Source organism: Methylobacterium sp. FW102-HT35C08 (assembly GCF_058790235.1).
In genome coordinates this window covers 1,292,846-1,307,383 of the sequence record NZ_JBYTCL010000002.1, presented here as the reverse complement: position 1 = coordinate 1,307,383, position 14,538 = coordinate 1,292,846, and the positions used below count along the sequence as shown (strand labels likewise).

The window sequence follows — 14,538 nt, the reverse complement described above, 5'->3', positions numbered from 1 at the left end:
GAGCACTGGAAACCGGTCCGCCGCAATGTCCGACGACAAGGAGAGCAAAACCGAGCCCGCGAGCGACAAGAAGGTGGGCGAAGCGATCACACAGGGCAACATTCCGTTCTCGCGGGAGGCGCCGGTCTTCGCCTCCATCCTGGGCTTGATGATCTTTCTGGTCTTCGTGGCGCGGGACCAGGGCGTTCCTTTCGTGCGCCGGCTCGCGCTGATCATGGAGCAGCCGCGGAGTTTCAGCGTGGAGACCAGCCGCGACGCGACGCGCCTCGTCCACGCCCTGGCTCTGGAGATGGGCCGGTTCCTGCTGCCGATCCTGGTGATCCTCCTCGTCTCCGGAATTGCCGCCTCGATCTTTCAGAATGCGCCCCGCATCGTGTTCGATCGGATCCGGCCGCAATGGTCCCGGCTTTCGCCCGTCAGCGGCTGGAACAGGCTCTTCAGCTTACAAGGATCCATCGAGTTCGGGAAAAGTCTCTTCAAGTTCCTCGCGATTGGCAGCATGTCCTACATGGTCCTGCGGGCTGACCGGCACGAGATCATCAATATCATGTTCGTGGATCCGATCGGATTGCCCGAGTTCCTGCTGACCCTGTCGGTCCGGCTCGTCTCCGCCGTCAGCGTGGCGACGATCGCGCTGGTCGCCGGTGACTTGGTCTGGACCCGGCTACGCTGGCAGCGTGACTTGCGGATGTCGCGGCAGGAGCTCAAGGACGAGTTCAAGCAGACGGAGGGCGATCCGCTCGTCAAGGCGAAGATGCGGTCGCTGGCGCAGGATCGCCTGCGCAAGCAGATGATGGCGGCGGTCCCCCGCGCCACGATGATCCTGGCCAATCCCACGCATTATGCCATCGCGCTGCGCTACGACCAGGGCGAGAACGATGCCCCGATGGTGCTGGCCAAGGGCAAGGATCTCATCGCCCTGCGCATCCGGGAGATCGCCGAGAAGCACCGGATCGAGGTCGTGATCGACAAGGCTCTCACCCGGGCGATGTACGACCATGTTGAGGTCGACCGCGCGATCCCGGCGGAGTTCTACCGGGCGGTGGCGAACCTCCTCGTCTACGTCATGACGCGCAAGGGACGCTGAGACGAGGGCGGGCGCTCCCGCCCCCGTCTGGCCGGCGCCGGAGCGACCGTGTCCGATCGACCGGCGCCGAGGCGGCGCGCCTCACGCGGCCCGGCGCTTCGCCTCGCGGCGGAACCGGTGCAGCACGAACTCGGTGTAGCCGTTCGGCTGCTGTGCTCCCTCGAACACCAGGGCTTCCGCCGCCCGGAAGGCCGGCCCGTCGAAGCCCGGGGCCATCGGCCGATAAGCCGGATCGCCGGCGTTCTGGCGGTCGACCACGCCCGCCATCCGCCGCAGGGCCGCCTCGACCTGCGCGCGGTCGACGATCCCGTGGCGCAGCCAGTTGGCGATGTGCTGGCTGGAGATCCGCAGGGTGGCGCGATCCTCCATCAGGCCGACCTCGTGGATGTCGGGCACCTTCGAGCAGCCGACGCCCTGGTCGATCCAGCGGACCACGTAGCCCAGGATCCCCTGGCAATTGTTGTCGAGCTCCTCCCGCACTGCCTCCGGCGCGAAGGCGCCCTCGGCGAGCGGCAGGGTCAGCATGGCGGCCCGGGTCGCGGGCGCCCGGCCGGCGAGGTCCGCCTGGCGTGCGCGCACGTCGGTCTGATGATAGTGAAGCGCGTGCAGCGTCGCGGCGGTCGGGGACGGGACCCAGGCGGTGTTGGCCCCGGCCTCGGGATGGCCGCCCTTGGCCTCCAGCATCGCCGCCATCCGGTCTGGAGCGGCCCACATGCCCTTGCCGATCTGCGCGTGGCCCGGCAGCCCGCAGGCGAGGCCGGCATCGACGTTGCCGTCCTCGTAGGCCTTGATCCAGGCGGTCGCCTTCATGGAATCCTTGCGGACCACGGGGCCGGCCTCCAGCGAGGTGTGGATCTCGTCGCCGGTCCGGTCGAGGAAGCCGGTGTTGATGAAGAACAACCGGTCGGAGGCGGCCGCGATCGCAGCCTTGAGGTTGAGCGTCGTGCGCCGCTCCTCGTCCATCACGCCGATCTTGAGCGTCCGCGGCGCGAGGCCGACCAGCGCCTCGACCCGGCCGAACAGCTCGACCGCGAAGGCGACCTCCTCGGGGCCGTGCAGCTTGGGCTTGACCATGTAGACCGAGCCGGTCCGGCTGTTGCGGAGCGGACCGGTGCCCTTCAGGTCGTGCAGGGCGATCAGCGCGGTGACGGCCGCGTCGAGGATCGTCTCGGGGATCTCGGCGCCGTCGAGGGTCACGGCATCCGTGTACATGTGATGGCCGACATGCCGGACCAGCATCAGCGACCTCCCCGGCAGGGTCAGGCTGCCGCCGCCGGGGGCCGTGTAGGTCCGGTCCGCGGCGAGCCGCCGCTCGACGGTGCGGCCGCCCTTGGACAGGCTGGCGGTGAGGTCGCCGCGCATCAGGCCGAGCCAGCTGCGATAGACCGCGACCTTGTCGGCCGAGTCCACGGCGGCGACCGAATCCTCCATGTCCATGATGGTCGAGAGGGCCGCCTCCAGCACCACGTCGGCGATGCCGGCCGGGTCGGTGCGGCCGATCGGGCTCGTCCGGTCGATCACGATCTCGACGTGCAGGCCGTTGTGGCGCAGCAGGAGTGCGGTCGGCGCCTCGGGGGTGCCGGTGAAGCCCGCGAAGTCCGCCGGGCCGGTCAGGCCGGCATTACGGCCGGCACCGAGGTCGATCGCGAGGCGGCCGCCCGTCACGGCAAAACCCACGGCATCGGCCCAGGAGCCGACGCTGAGCGGCGCGGCCGCGTCGAGGAACGCCTTGGTCCTGGCCACCACCGCGGCGCCCCGGGCCGGGTTGAAGCCGGTGCCAGGCGCGAGGTCGCCGTCCTGCGGGATCGCGTCGGTGCCGTAGAGGGCATCGTAGAGGCTGCCCCAGCGGGCATTGGCGGCGTTCAGCGCGTAGCGGGCATTGGAGATCGGCACGACGAGCTGCGGCCCGGCGACGGCGGCGATCTCCGCGTCCACGTTCTCGGTGGTCACCTGCACGGCCTCGGGCTCCGGCTGCAGGTAGCCGATCCGCGTCAGGTAGGCCGCGTAGGCCGCCGGGTCGTGCGGCTGGCCGCGGTGGTCGCGGTGCCAGGAATCGATGTCGGCCTGCAGGCCGTCGCGCCGGTCGAGCAGCGCCCGATTGCGCCGTGCGAGATCGCGGACGAGCGCCGCGAAGCCCGACCAGAACTGGTCGGCCGAGAGGCCTGTTCCGGGCAGCGCCTCCTCGGACAGGAAGGTGCGGAGGTCCTCGGCGACGACGAGGCTCGACATGGCGATCTCCTGGGATGCGGCGGGCGCCGAACGTCAGAAAAAGTCGAACGGCCCATGAAAATTTTTTGAGTTCACCCTCGATAGACCCCTTGGCATCCGCGAAAAAGGCAGCAAAAGGGATTTGATTCTTTCCGCAGCGTTGAGAATGCACGATCAGAGCGACCTGGAGATCTTCGCCCGGGTTGTCCGGACCGGCAGCCTGACCCAGGCCGGGTCGGAGCTCGGCCTGTCGGTGGCGGTGGTCTCGAAGCGGCTGAAGCGGCTGGAGGAACGGCTCGCCGTGCGCCTGCTGCACCGCACCACCCGGCGCGTGGCCCCGACCGATGTCGGGGCGGCCTTCTTCGAGCGGATCGCCCCGATCGTCGACGCCATCGCGGAGGCCGAGAGCCTCGTGTCGCAGAATGCGACGCGGGCCCGCGGCACGCTGCGGGTGACGGCGCCGAGCTCTTTCGGGCGGCTGCACATCGTCCCGCACCTGCGGGCCTTCTTCGCCCTCCACCCCGACGTGGTGCTCAATCTGGAGCTGAGCGACGATTTCGAGTCGATCGTCGAGCGCGGCTACGATCTCGCGATCCGGGTCGGCGCGCTGGAGAGTTCCGGGCTGACCGCGGTGCGTCTCGCGCCGGTGCGGCGGGTTCTCTGCGCGCGGCCGGGCTACCTCGACGCGGCGGGGCGGCCGCAGAGCCTCGACGACCTGCGCGGCCATGTCTGCCTCGCCACCGAGAACCAGAATCCCTGGCGGCTCGTCGGGCCGGAGGGGCCGTGCACGGTGAGCGCGTCCGGTCCCCTGCGCACCCATTCCAACGAGGTGGTGCGCGAGGCGGTGATCGGCGGCCTCGGGATCGCGCTCCGCTCCACCTGGGACGTGCATGCGGAGCTGCGCGACGGTCTTCTGGAAGTGGTGTTGCCCGCCTACACGGCCGCGGCCTCGGCGGGCATCTTCGCGGTCTATCCGAGCCGGGCCTTCGTGCCGGCCAAGACCCGGGCGTTCATCGCGTTCCTGAAGCAGATCTACCGGTCGAGCAGCGCCTGGGCCGAGGGGTGAGGCGCGTGCCGCGGTCTCCCTGCCCCGCAGGGAAGGAGACGCCCGATTGACGCTTCATAACTGTCTCCGGTCGGTGATTGCGGCACCGCCGTCCTTGCGAGCGGAGCGAAGCAACCCAGGGACGCGCACCGTCCTGGGACGTCCCGCTGCTCTGGGGCGCTTCGCTGCGCTCGCGGTGACGGAGAGGCGCGCCTCGACCGAGCTGGTCAGCCGGCGCCCGTCCCGCCCTCACCCATGTGCGAAGAAATCCGGATCCGTCCGCGCCAGCATCCGCTTGAACGCCTCCCACTCGTTGTCGGGCGCCCCCTGGACCACGACGCGGTCGTAGCCGGCGGCGTATTGCCCGGCGGTTTTGGTGGCGATGGCGGAGGAGGGCCGGATCACCGGCGCGCCGGCCGCCTGGATCGCCAGCTGCGCCCGGCACGAGCGCTCCATGTTGTGCATCAGCCGGAACGCCTCGCCGACCGTGCGGCCGCAGGTCAGCAGGCCGTGGTTGCGCAGCACCATCACGGGCTTGTCGCCGAGATCGGCCACGAGGCGCTGGCGCTCGTCGAGGTCGAGGGCGATGCCCTCATAGGCGTGGTAAGCGACGCGCCCCGTGAACTGCATCGACCACTGGTTCAGGGGCAGGAGCCCCTCCTCCTGGCAGGAGACCGCCACGCCCGCCACCGTGTGGGTGTGCAGCACGCAGATCGCGTCGTGGCGGGCGGCGTGGATGGCGCTGTGGATCGTGAACCCCGCCGGGTTTATGCCGAGTCCCATCGGATCCTCGAGCACCCGCCCGTCGATGTCGACGGTGACGAGGTTCTCCGGCGTCACCTCCTCGAAGCGCATCCCGTAGGGGTTGATCAGGAACCGGTGCCCGCCCCCGGGAAGCCGCGCCGAGATGTGGGTGTAGATGCTGTCGTCGAGGCCCAGCCGATGGATCAGCCGGTAGGCGGCCGCGAGGTCGACGCGCATCGCCTGGATTTCGGCCTGGTCGGCGGGACCCGCGTCCCGGTCCGCGACGATCGACTGCGTGGCTGCGCTCATGCGACGGTTCCCTGCCGGTCGGCCCAATCGGCTCTCCGGGATCGCCGCCCGGCGCAGGCGGTCCCGCGATCCGGGCGCTACGGGGCAGAACGAGGCCCGGGCCCGGAATCGCCCGCAGGGTGCACCACGGGGGAAGGCCGGGCAATGCGCCGCGCGCAGGTCGGTGCGCGCCGGCCGCCGATGCGGCGGGGCGATGACGGCCTCAGCCCGCCAGCGCGGCCTCGATCCCGGCCCCGATCGCCAGCAGCCGGCGGTCCTGGCCGTGCCGGGCGAGCAGCATCAGCCCCGCCGGCCGGGACAGGCCCGGCATCGGCAGGGACAGGCCGGTGAGGTCGAAGAAATTGCCGAAGGCCGTGTTGCGCAGCATCAGGCGATTGGCCGCCAGGAAGGCGGCATCGTCCGCCTCCAGCGGCGCGATCAGCGGTGCCGTGGTGGCCGTCGCCGGGAGCACCAGCACGTCGAGCGGGGCGAGCCGCCGGTCGAAGGCGGCGATCAGCTCGGCCCGCCGGCGCATCGTCCGGATGTAGCCCGCGGCCGAGGCGGTCCGGCCGGCCACGATCCGGCGGTGGACCCGCCTGTCGTAGCGGGAGGCTTCGCTGTCCAGCCAGTCGGCGTGGATCGCCGCGGCCTCGATCGCCGCGATGGAGCCGTCCGGCAGCGCCGCGTCCATGGCGGCGAGAAGGTCGTCGACCGGGTGGTCGACGATCCGGGCGCCGCTCCGGGACAAGAGGGCCAGCACCCGCTCGAACGCCTCGGCGACGAGCGGCTCCGTCTCGGTGAACAGCAGGCCCCGCGGCACGCCGATGCGCAGGCCGGCCACGGCGAACGCCTCCACCGGCACGGGCTCCTCGCCCGCCATCACGGCATCCGCGGCCGCGCAATCCGCCACCGTCCGGGCAAGGGGACCGAGGGAATCGAGGGAGAACGACAGCGGGAAGGCACCGTCCAGCGGTACGCGGCGGGCGGTCGGCTTGAAGCCCACGACGCCGTTCAGCGAGGCCGGGATCCGCACGGAGCCGCCGGTGTCCGACCCGATCGCGATGTCGCTCGTGCCCTGCCCCACCGAGACGCCGGCGCCCGAGGACGATCCGCCCGGGATGCGCGCCGGATCGGCGGCGTTGCCGGGGGTGCCGAAATGCGGGTTGAGGCCGAGCCCCGAGAAGGCGAACTCGGACATGTTGGTCTTGGCCAGGATCACCGCCCCGGCCCGGCGCAGGCGCGCCACCACCGGAGCATCGGCCCGTGCCGGGGCGGCGTCCGCCAGCAGGATCGAGCCGGCGCGCGTGGTCTCGCCCGCCACGTCGAACAGGTCCTTGATCGAGACCATCGCGCCGTCGAGGGGCCCGAGGGAGATCCCGTCCCGGCACCGCGCATCCGCGGCATCCGCCGCCGCGCGGGCCTCGGCCGGGTAGAGCCGGGTGAAGACCGCCGGGTCCCCCTCCCCGATCCGGGCCAGACGCTCCTCGACGGTCTCGCGTACGCTCATGATCCTCACCGAATGACAGACCTGCAGGGCCATGCAAGCGGGAGGCCCGCCTCAGAACGTGCCGGGATAGGCGCCGCCATCCATCAGCAGGTTCTGCCCGGTGATGAAGCCGGCCTGCTGGCTGCACAGGAACGCGCAGGCGGCGCCGAACTCGTCCGGGTGGCCGAAGCGGCCGGCGGGGTTGTCGCGCGCCCGGGCCTCCAGGAACGCCTCCACGGTGGTCCCCGCCTTGGCGGCGCCCGCCTCGGCGTTGCTGCGGATCCGGTCGGTGTCGAAGGGGCCGGGCAGCAGGTTGTTGATCGTCACGTTGTGCCGCACGGTCTTCCGGGCGAGGCCGGCCACGAAGCCGGTCAGCCCCGAGCGGGCGCCGTTCGACAGCCCGAGATGCTCGATCGGCGCCTTCACGGCGCCGGAGGTGATGTTGACGATCCGGCCGAACTTCCGCTCGATCATCCCGTCGACCGTCGCCTTGATGAGCGCGATCGGCGCCAGCATGTTGGCGTCGAGCGCCCGGATCCAGGCATCGCGGTCCCAGTCGCGGAAATCGCCCGGCGGCGGGCCGCCGGCATTGTTGATCAGGATGTCGGGCTCGGGGCAGGCGGCCAGCGCCGCGGCCCGGCCGGCCTCGGTGGCGATGTCACCCGGCACGATGGTGACGGCGGCACCCGTCGCGCTGCGGATCTCCGCGGCGGTGCGCTCCAGAATTTCCGCGTTGCGGGCCGTGATCGTCACCGCGACGCCCTCGCGGGCCAGCGCCAGGGCACAGCCCTTGCCCAGCCCCTTGCTCGCCGCGCAGACGAGCGCCCGGCGCCCGCTCAAGCCGAGATCCATGGGAAGCCTCCGTGAACCGGCCCTCGCCGCGAGGGCACCGACCGCGTCATAGCGCGCCCGCACCGGCCGTCGAAGACCGTGCGGCGCCGTTCAGGCGCACTCGCTGTAGCCGGACCGCTCGGCCTCCTGGCGCGCCAGGCTCAGGACGCGCCGGCGCGCCTGGCTGTCGCCGATCGCCAGCCAGTGCCGCACCAGGGCGAAGAGCTCGCCGGCATCCCCGTCCGGCGGCTCGTCCAGGAACGCCTCGGCCGGGACGTTCAGCTCGCGCGCGAGCTGTTCCAGCAAGGCTCCCTGGCGGCCGACGGGGCGGTCCCGCACGGGCCTGCCGGGCTGCGGCGGAGCCGAAGGCACGATCGTGAACACGGTCATCCCCTAGCAATGACGGCGGCGCCGAAGGGTTCTCGCCCCCTCGGCGCACGGTGAAAACATCCTTGCAGCGCCCCGCGAAACGCCCGGTCACCCGGGATCTTCTCCGACCCCGCAGGTGCGGCGGGCAGCTCGGCGCGGCGCTCGGCACCTACCACGTACGAAGGTCGCGGATGCTGGGCGCGTCGACGAACTCATCCATCTTCGGAGCGACGAAGCCGGCCCACAGCAGGGCCGCCGCCCCGGTGACGAGCGCGAGCGCGGTGCTGAAGACGAGGCTGAGTGTCACGGCCATCCTGCCGGGCAGACGGCGTCGAACTGACGCGAGGCAACCTCAGTGTGTCAGGTGATGCGTTGTCGCGAGCTTAAATAGGTTGGTCGCATTGCGGTTGCCGCCGGGCCGCCGTCGACGATCGCTCCGGCCGGGCGGCTCCCTTCATCGGGCTGTTACAGGGCGGGACTACGCGCAGCCGGCGCGGACGCTTCCGCGGGGGATCGCCCGATGCCGGCCCAGTATTGCAGCAGCCCGCTCGATCCGGGCACGGAGGAGGCGGTGCTCGTGACCTACGAGGACGACCGCCCGCTCGCCGCGATCCGATCCGTCATCGACGCTGCCGGGCACGACCTGCTGCCGACGCTGTCCGACGCCTGCATCCGGATCCTGCAACTCGAGATCGCGGTGTATCACGGCCGCATCGAGCCCTATGCCTGGACGCAGCACGCGGTCGACGTCGCGGCACCGCCGGTGGCCGCGTAGCCGAGCCGCGTCACGCCGCCGGGGGCGTCCGCTGCCTGAGCCCGCGCCGAGATCCGCTCACGGTTCGGGGACGTCCTGGGTCAACGCGCCGAACTCGCTGACCATGCATTCGTGCATGCGGCGCAGCCAGGCGCGGGCCTCCGTGGTCTGCGCCTCCGCCCGGTCGGCCCGTTCGCCCGCCGTGCGGGCCTGCTCCTCGGCGCGCTCCGCCCGTCCGACCGCCTCGCGCAGCAATCCCTCGGCGTGCCGGGCCCGGTCCTCGGCCGCGCGTGCCGCCGTCTCGGATTCGCGCATCGCGCGCTGGGCCTCGCGGACCGAATCCTGAGCGCTCTTCTGCAGAGCGCGCACCCGGGTCGCGACACCCCGCACGGCGGCCAGGGAGGCCGACCAGTCCTCGCCTTCGACGGGCGCGGCGGGCGCGGGACCGGAGAACAGCGCCACGACCCGATCGATCGGGTCGGGTGTGCCGCCGCGCAGCCCGAGAGGGCCGGCCGGTGACTCGATCGCAGCTCTCGCCAGGCTGCTCATGCGGCGGCCTGATTGGCCAGGTCCGAAAACTCGGCCACGATCGCGTCCTGAACCCGCCCGAGCCAGGCCTCCGCGGTCCGGGCGCGCTCCTCGGCGACGAGGGCGCGCGCCTCGGCTGCCTTGGCGCGCTCCTCGGCTGCGATGACCTGCGCCTCGGCGCGCACCTGAGCGTCGCGGGCCTGCATCTCGGCGATGCGGGCGCGCTCGTTGGAGGCGTTGATGTCCTCCCGAACCCGCTCCAGGACGTGCTCGATGCGCTCTTCCCGCTCCCGGGCCTGCGCCTCGATCTCGCGCGCCTGGCGGGCCGCGGCCTGCACGCGGTGGATCAGCGCGTCCCAATCCTGCGGCGGCGATTGCGGCGTCGGGATCCCGGTCTGCCCATGCATCGAGGTGACGACCCGCAGGACGTTGCCGAGATTGGCCTCGGGCGCGGCGCTCGGTTCACGCGTGGTCTTGTCGACGGGCCGAAACCGAGGATCGCTCAGAAGCTTCTGCAGCTCACTCACGGAACCCCTACTCCATGCCCCCAGAAATCTAAGCTGACTAAACCAATTAAAATGGTTAACAAACCATTAATAGAAGGATCGTGTGGTACCGGACGCTTAACGAAGGCAATTTTCGGTTCGTCCGCGGCCCGCTTCGTTGGTCGCGCGGCGCGGCCCGCGGCCGGCGCAGGCCCGGGGGCGTCGACCCGGTTGCGGACGTGCTTCTCGGAGCAGCCCGCGCCGCAGCCTCACGCGGCGTCTTGATGTCGGAACGCGCTGCCCCCTCTCCGGCCCTGCGGCTGCGATGCGGAGCGTGTTCGCCCACACGCGATTGCGGCCTCGGCAGCCATAAGTGTTTGGCCAGGCCCGAAATGCCCGGCGAGGTCCGCTATGACCGCTCCACAAGTCGTCGCAACGATCTTCTTCATCATCTCGATCGGATCGGTCTCTGCGCTGGTCCTGATGGCGGCTGCCGCGGCGATGCTGGACGCGTTGGACGCGGCCTGCGGCCCCCGTCGATCGGACGGCCGAAGCGTCGGCCTCGGGTCGCCTTCGCATTGGGCCTGTCGGATGCGCCAAAGGGCGCTCGCTCGTATCGACCTGCGGTAGCGGAGCGCCCCGCGGCCGTGCGCGCCTCCGGGCCGCTGTCTCTGCTGATCCTGCTCCAGAGCCGGTCGATCCGGAACGCTTGGGCAGACCTTAGGGGCAGCCGTGAGCAGCGATCGGCGCGACAGCGGCGATGATTGGCTGCCGCGTCCCCGTTCCGCGCCTTCGACCCTCGTCGCAGCACGGTCCGAACCGTTTGCCGTCCAGCACGATTCGCCCCCTAGGAGGCATGACCATGGCCGATGACCCGAAGGGAACGAAGCCCGAAGACCTCACGCCTGACCGCCCGCGTCTGACCCCGCAGGGTCATGGCAGCGGCTCGGTGTCAGGCGAGGACAGCACGGACCCGAATGGCGGGGCCAAACAGGGCCAGGGCGACAAGGCGGAGGGTTGAGAGCCTGCCGAGGCCGATCCGGGCGGATCCGTCGAATTGGCGGGATCCACCGAACGCTCTGGTCAGGGATCGCATGCTCAGGATCTGGTCGGGGAGGTTCGAGTCATGACGATATCCACCTCGATCAACACGGTCGGCGTCGTCCGTGCGACGGAGATGATCCAGTCCGCGCGCCGCGACGCGGCGCTCGCGCGTGATCCGCGTCCGCATACCGTTTCGGTCGAGATCCCACGCCTCTCCGACACCCTTGCGCTGGAGCGGGATGCCGGGCGACCGCAGCCAGGTTCGCAGCGGCGCGTGGTGGATATCACGGTTTAGATGAGCAGGTTGATCGTAGGTATTTGTTTTCAATTAAGCGTAGTGTGAGAGATTCAATCGATCGATATCTGATCCTAACGGGTTCCGAGGAGAGGATCTATTTTGATACCCTCGGCCGCGTCAGGAGTCAGGATGACGAGCGAAAAACGCCTTTCTGGCAGAACAGAGTGCTTCAGCGCCGGACACATCGTCGCCGAAGGTCACGGCAGGCGGCTGCGGTGCCTTGTCTGGAACATGTCCGATACCGGCGCCTTGGTCGAGGCCGGCGAGGATGATGCCGTGCCGGAGACATTCACCCTGGTGACGGCGATCGACCAGGGATCGCGGCGCTGTGCCGTCGTCAGGCGTACCGGCGCACGGTTCGGCGTGGTGTTCACGGATGCCGAGGCTGCATCGTGATCCACCCCCGGTTCGGGTGAGGCCGCCCCGTCCTGTGAAGTGCTCGCGGTGACGCGCCTGGCACAGGCTGAAGCATGAGGGGGCTGCCCACATCCGTGCCGGGCGGGTTCGCCCCATCTCCCGCCACACGCCGCGGCGCGGGCAGGCGGGATCCACATGCACGACACTCTTCGTGCCCCGGTTTGGACCGGTCAGCGATGGCCTCGTGCGGCGCGCCGACGGCGTCGCCGGCGCGGCGACGGGAGTGGCTGCGGGGCGCCTTTCGTCCTGTTCCCCGCAGCGTCGGCGTGCGGCCGGGGCGGATGGTTGCCGGGACAGGTCGGGATGTTTGAGGCGGTCTCGAACGTCTACTTCCTGCGGCTTCGTGCCGCCCGCGTCGGCGAGGCGACACGCGAAGGAGCGGCTTCGACACGCATGGCGGTGTTCCCGATGTCGCGCGACACGCTCGTATCCCTCGTCCTGGCGGCAGCCTTCACGCTGGGCTGCGTCGGCATCCATGGTGCGCGCAAACATCCGGACGCCGTGACCTTGGCCTTGGTCCTGCTGCTGGGCTTCCTCGCGACCGTGTATGTCGGCCAGCACGTGACGCTGGATGCGCGTCATCCCACCTGGCAGCACGAGGCCTCGCACCCGTGGATACCGCCGGCCTCGCATCCGACGATGTGAACGACCCCGCATGGTCCAGCCGGTCCGGTCGGTCGCCCCAGGACCCGCCACGGGGACAGCGTGTCGCGAGGCGCGACCGTTCGGGATGCACGACCGAGTAACCCGGTGGCCGCTACGATGACCGTCAGAGTGCGGGCGGCCCCGTGGCGTGACGGCGAGCGTTCCATGAGCGAGCGGGCCCTGCTCCGGTCCGATGGGCCCCCGTCGCGGCGCCGCATCCTGCTGGCCGGCCTTCTCGGGCACTGCGCCGCCGCCTGCAGCTTCTGTGCGACGACGATCTTGGCCGGGTTCGTAGACGACTTTCGCATGCAGGGCTTGTCGTTGTTCGCGGGAGCGAGTTGGGACCGTGCGGTCGAGATCGCTTGGACAGCGCCCGTGGTGACCGGCCTTCTCGGGCTCTGGGGCGCGGTCCTGATCAGCCCGACGCTCCTGCTCACCCTGCCCGTCACGGCCTGGGCCGCCCGGAAGCTGGACACGGCAGCGCTGCCGGCGGCGGCGATCGGGACCGTGCCGGGGCTTCTGGCGGGGCTGGTCCTATGCGGTGCCGCGCCACGGATCGAACCCGTCGTCCTCGTATCCTCCGCGATCGGCGGCGCCGCCTTCGCGTGGATTGTCTGGATCCTCTGCATCCGCCCCCGCAGGGCCTAGGGAGCCGGCAGGGCTTGGACGGATGGTGCCCGGCTTGGACCCCGCCGGGCTGAATGCCGGGCCCGGCGGGCTGCTCCGCAATGGGGTGGGCGGCCCTGGGTGTTCCGCAGATCAAGGCGGTTCATTCGGCAGATCGCAACGGCGAACACGTCGAGCGGCGCAGATTTCAGCTGCAACAGACAGGACATTGCACTGTAAGTCGGAGCCCTTACGCCTCCGTCCGAGCCCGCAATACAGCGGCAGGACGGAGGGTATCATGCTCAGGGATCAGGCCACGACGACCCGGACCGCAGCACGCCCTGTGCTGACTCATGAGCGCGCGGTCCGACATCCCTCCCGACGCACAAAAGCCTTCGATTGTGCGTGCCTCGGACTCGCGTTCTTCGGAACAGCAAGCACGGTGGCGGCGTGGCAGGCCCCTCCCCCGCCCGCAGGGATCGCCGTCGGCGGGCCCGTCGAAGACAGAGCTGATATCGGACCACCGTCGTCCGACACTCTCGATCTCGGTGCGTTTCTCCAGATCGCTGGCCGCTGAGGGAGCCGGCCGATGAACGCGATGCTGACGGGTCTTTTCCCGCTCCTCATTGTCGCGACGTGGGGCGCCGGTTCTGTCTTGGTCGAGCGCGCTTGGCATCAGCGCGCGCCGGCTGGCCAGATCGCGGCAGCGCTGCTCTGCGTCGGCTTTTGCTTCGCCGCCATCGCGGCGCTGGCTTGGGCGATGCCGCAGCCGGATCAGAACTGGTCCGATGCTCCGATGGGCCGCATCGTGCGGCAGGGCCCGTCTGCCCTGGAAGCGCCGATCCCGGGCCATTGAAGCGCGTTCACGCCGTCCCGCCCTCGCCACTGGCAGCGCGAGGTCGGTATGACGCGCAATCGTCGACGCAACACGCGACGCAATCACCGAGACATCGAGCTTGACCATACCTTCCCCCAGGGCAGCCGAGCAGCGGCCGCTGAACCGAGGGGACACCGGATGGCCAGGAGCGCGATGACCAAGGGCATGACCGCGACCGATCTTGCAGTCGGTTGGACAATGGTGGGCAGCTTGGCGTTCGCCTTGGTCCAGTATGCGCAGTTCATGGCGCTGCCCGCACACTTCGTCTGAGGCCGGCCCGGCACGCCGCCGCCGCGCACCGGAACCGTCCACGCGCCGCGCCCGGCATGCGCGCGGGCCGCTCGGTGCCGGCCATGTGCAGCGTCGTCCTCCTGTGGGCCAGCGCCGGGCGCGCGCGTCAACTCAACACGACGTTGCCGACCTGGCCCGTGATCTCCGCGCGCACCGAGGCGGACATCTCCGCCATGTCCTGCGCCGCCCGGGGCAGGTCCTGCGCCAGCCGCATGGCCCGCCGGTCGAGCGCGTCGCAGACTTCGGCGATGTCCGAGGACGCAAGAGCCTGCCGCTCCACGAGGGCGCGAATCAGTTCCGTCGCGAAGAAGATCGTCGCCATCTTGAGGTGCAGCGCGGCCCGTCCTCCGGCGACGTCGGCCAAATCCTGGATCGTGTTGCTGAGCGTCTTGGCCTCGTCCGGCGTCATCGCACACTCCATCGGTGCTGCTCGCCAACCGATGGTCGCGGAAACGGCCGGGCTTCACAAGAGCCCGTCCGATTTCGGTCAGTTGTCGAACGCGCCGGCGGGTGAATGCCAAGGTATGCTGATCGC

18 protein-coding genes are annotated in these 14,538 nt (G+C 70.4%); 9 read left to right on the top strand and 9 right to left on the bottom strand.

Going from position 1 to position 14,538, the window contains the following annotated elements; all coding sequences use genetic code 11:
• The first annotated feature begins 25 nt into the window (after window positions 1-25).
• Window positions 26-1,087 (top strand): flagellar biosynthesis protein FlhB, encoded by a 1,062-nt coding sequence (flhB, locus tag AC3WSN_RS06310; RefSeq protein ID WP_492536772.1) that lies wholly within the window; start codon window positions 26-28, stop codon window positions 1,085-1,087.
• An 81-nt stretch (window positions 1,088-1,168) separates the two neighbouring features.
• Here the strand turns inward: flhB and AC3WSN_RS06305 are convergent, their stop codons facing one another.
• The gene (locus AC3WSN_RS06305; RefSeq protein ID WP_492536771.1) at window positions 1,169-3,316 is read right to left on the bottom strand and encodes a malate synthase G; all 2,148 of its coding nucleotides are present in this window, start codon (window positions 3,314-3,316) and stop codon (window positions 1,169-1,171) included.
• 145 nt (window positions 3,317-3,461) lie between these two features.
• Between AC3WSN_RS06305 and AC3WSN_RS06300 the strand changes: the two genes are divergently transcribed.
• Window positions 3,462-4,361, top strand: coding sequence for a LysR family transcriptional regulator (locus AC3WSN_RS06300; protein ID WP_492536770.1), 900 nt, complete (start codon window positions 3,462-3,464; stop codon window positions 4,359-4,361).
• A gap of 228 nt (window positions 4,362-4,589) precedes the next feature.
• Here AC3WSN_RS06300 and AC3WSN_RS06295 read toward each other — a convergent pair whose 3' ends face one another.
• The 5 genes from AC3WSN_RS06295 to AC3WSN_RS06275 form a co-directional block, all read right to left on the bottom strand.
• The gene (locus AC3WSN_RS06295; protein ID WP_192711167.1) at window positions 4,590-5,393 is read right to left on the bottom strand and encodes a class II aldolase/adducin family protein; all 804 of its coding nucleotides are present in this window, start codon (window positions 5,391-5,393) and stop codon (window positions 4,590-4,592) included.
• A 202-nt stretch (window positions 5,394-5,595) separates the two neighbouring features.
• Entirely contained in the window at window positions 5,596-6,879 is a 1,284-nt protein-coding gene (locus AC3WSN_RS06290) for an amidase (protein WP_492536769.1), read from the bottom strand.
• A 51-nt stretch (window positions 6,880-6,930) separates the two neighbouring features.
• Window positions 6,931-7,710, bottom strand: coding sequence for an SDR family oxidoreductase (locus AC3WSN_RS06285; protein ID WP_192711165.1), 780 nt, complete (start codon window positions 7,708-7,710; stop codon window positions 6,931-6,933).
• A gap of 90 nt (window positions 7,711-7,800) precedes the next feature.
• Window positions 7,801-7,995 (bottom strand): hypothetical protein, encoded by a 195-nt coding sequence (locus AC3WSN_RS06280; RefSeq protein ID WP_192711164.1) that lies wholly within the window; start codon window positions 7,993-7,995, stop codon window positions 7,801-7,803.
• 232 nt (window positions 7,996-8,227) lie between these two features.
• Complete coding sequence (locus tag AC3WSN_RS06275) at window positions 8,228-8,365, bottom strand: hypothetical protein (RefSeq protein ID WP_492543344.1); 138 nt, start codon at window positions 8,363-8,365, stop codon at window positions 8,228-8,230.
• A gap of 213 nt (window positions 8,366-8,578) precedes the next feature.
• Here AC3WSN_RS06275 and AC3WSN_RS06270 point away from each other — a divergent pair, with 213 nt between their 5' ends.
• Window positions 8,579-8,833: a hypothetical protein gene (locus AC3WSN_RS06270; RefSeq protein ID WP_492536768.1), complete on the top strand. Its 255-nt coding sequence runs from the start codon at window positions 8,579-8,581 to the stop codon at window positions 8,831-8,833.
• Window positions 8,834-8,890: 57 nt separating this feature from the next.
• On the opposite strand, the gene AC3WSN_RS06265 is transcribed toward AC3WSN_RS06270, so the two are convergent.
• Entirely contained in the window at window positions 8,891-9,361 is a 471-nt protein-coding gene (locus AC3WSN_RS06265; protein ID WP_492536767.1) for a hypothetical protein, read from the bottom strand.
• The gene (locus tag AC3WSN_RS06260) at window positions 9,358-9,867 is read right to left on the bottom strand and encodes a hypothetical protein (RefSeq protein WP_492536766.1); all 510 of its coding nucleotides are present in this window, start codon (window positions 9,865-9,867) and stop codon (window positions 9,358-9,360) included. Before AC3WSN_RS06260 ends, AC3WSN_RS06265 begins: the two co-directional genes overlap by 4 nt.
• An 814-nt stretch (window positions 9,868-10,681) precedes the next feature.
• On the opposite strand from AC3WSN_RS06260, the gene AC3WSN_RS06255 reads away from it, so the two are divergent.
• From AC3WSN_RS06255 to AC3WSN_RS06230, 6 genes are all read left to right on the top strand, one after another.
• Entirely contained in the window at window positions 10,682-10,846 is a 165-nt protein-coding gene (locus AC3WSN_RS06255) for a hypothetical protein (protein ID WP_492543342.1), read from the top strand.
• 105 nt (window positions 10,847-10,951) lie between these two features.
• Window positions 10,952-11,164 carry a hypothetical protein gene (locus tag AC3WSN_RS06250; protein ID WP_192711158.1) on the top strand — a complete coding sequence of 71 codons (213 nt, stop codon included), beginning with the start codon at window positions 10,952-10,954 and terminating at the stop codon, window positions 11,162-11,164.
• Between the two features lie 132 nt (window positions 11,165-11,296).
• Complete coding sequence (locus AC3WSN_RS06245; protein WP_492536765.1) at window positions 11,297-11,563, top strand: PilZ domain-containing protein; 267 nt, start codon at window positions 11,297-11,299, stop codon at window positions 11,561-11,563.
• A gap of 324 nt (window positions 11,564-11,887) precedes the next feature.
• Window positions 11,888-12,229, top strand: coding sequence for a hypothetical protein (locus tag AC3WSN_RS06240; protein ID WP_492536764.1), 342 nt, complete (start codon window positions 11,888-11,890; stop codon window positions 12,227-12,229).
• Between the two features lie 165 nt (window positions 12,230-12,394).
• Window positions 12,395-12,877: a hypothetical protein gene (locus AC3WSN_RS06235; RefSeq protein ID WP_492536763.1), complete on the top strand. Its 483-nt coding sequence runs from the start codon at window positions 12,395-12,397 to the stop codon at window positions 12,875-12,877.
• A 547-nt stretch (window positions 12,878-13,424) separates the two neighbouring features.
• Entirely contained in the window at window positions 13,425-13,691 is a 267-nt protein-coding gene (locus AC3WSN_RS06230; RefSeq protein WP_492536762.1) for a hypothetical protein, read from the top strand.
• A 418-nt stretch (window positions 13,692-14,109) separates the two neighbouring features.
• Here AC3WSN_RS06230 and AC3WSN_RS06225 read toward each other — a convergent pair whose 3' ends face one another.
• On the bottom strand, window positions 14,110-14,412 hold the full coding sequence (locus AC3WSN_RS06225) for a hypothetical protein (RefSeq protein ID WP_192711154.1): 303 nt from the start codon (window positions 14,410-14,412) through the stop codon (window positions 14,110-14,112).
• Between the last annotated feature and the right edge of the window lie 126 nt (window positions 14,413-14,538).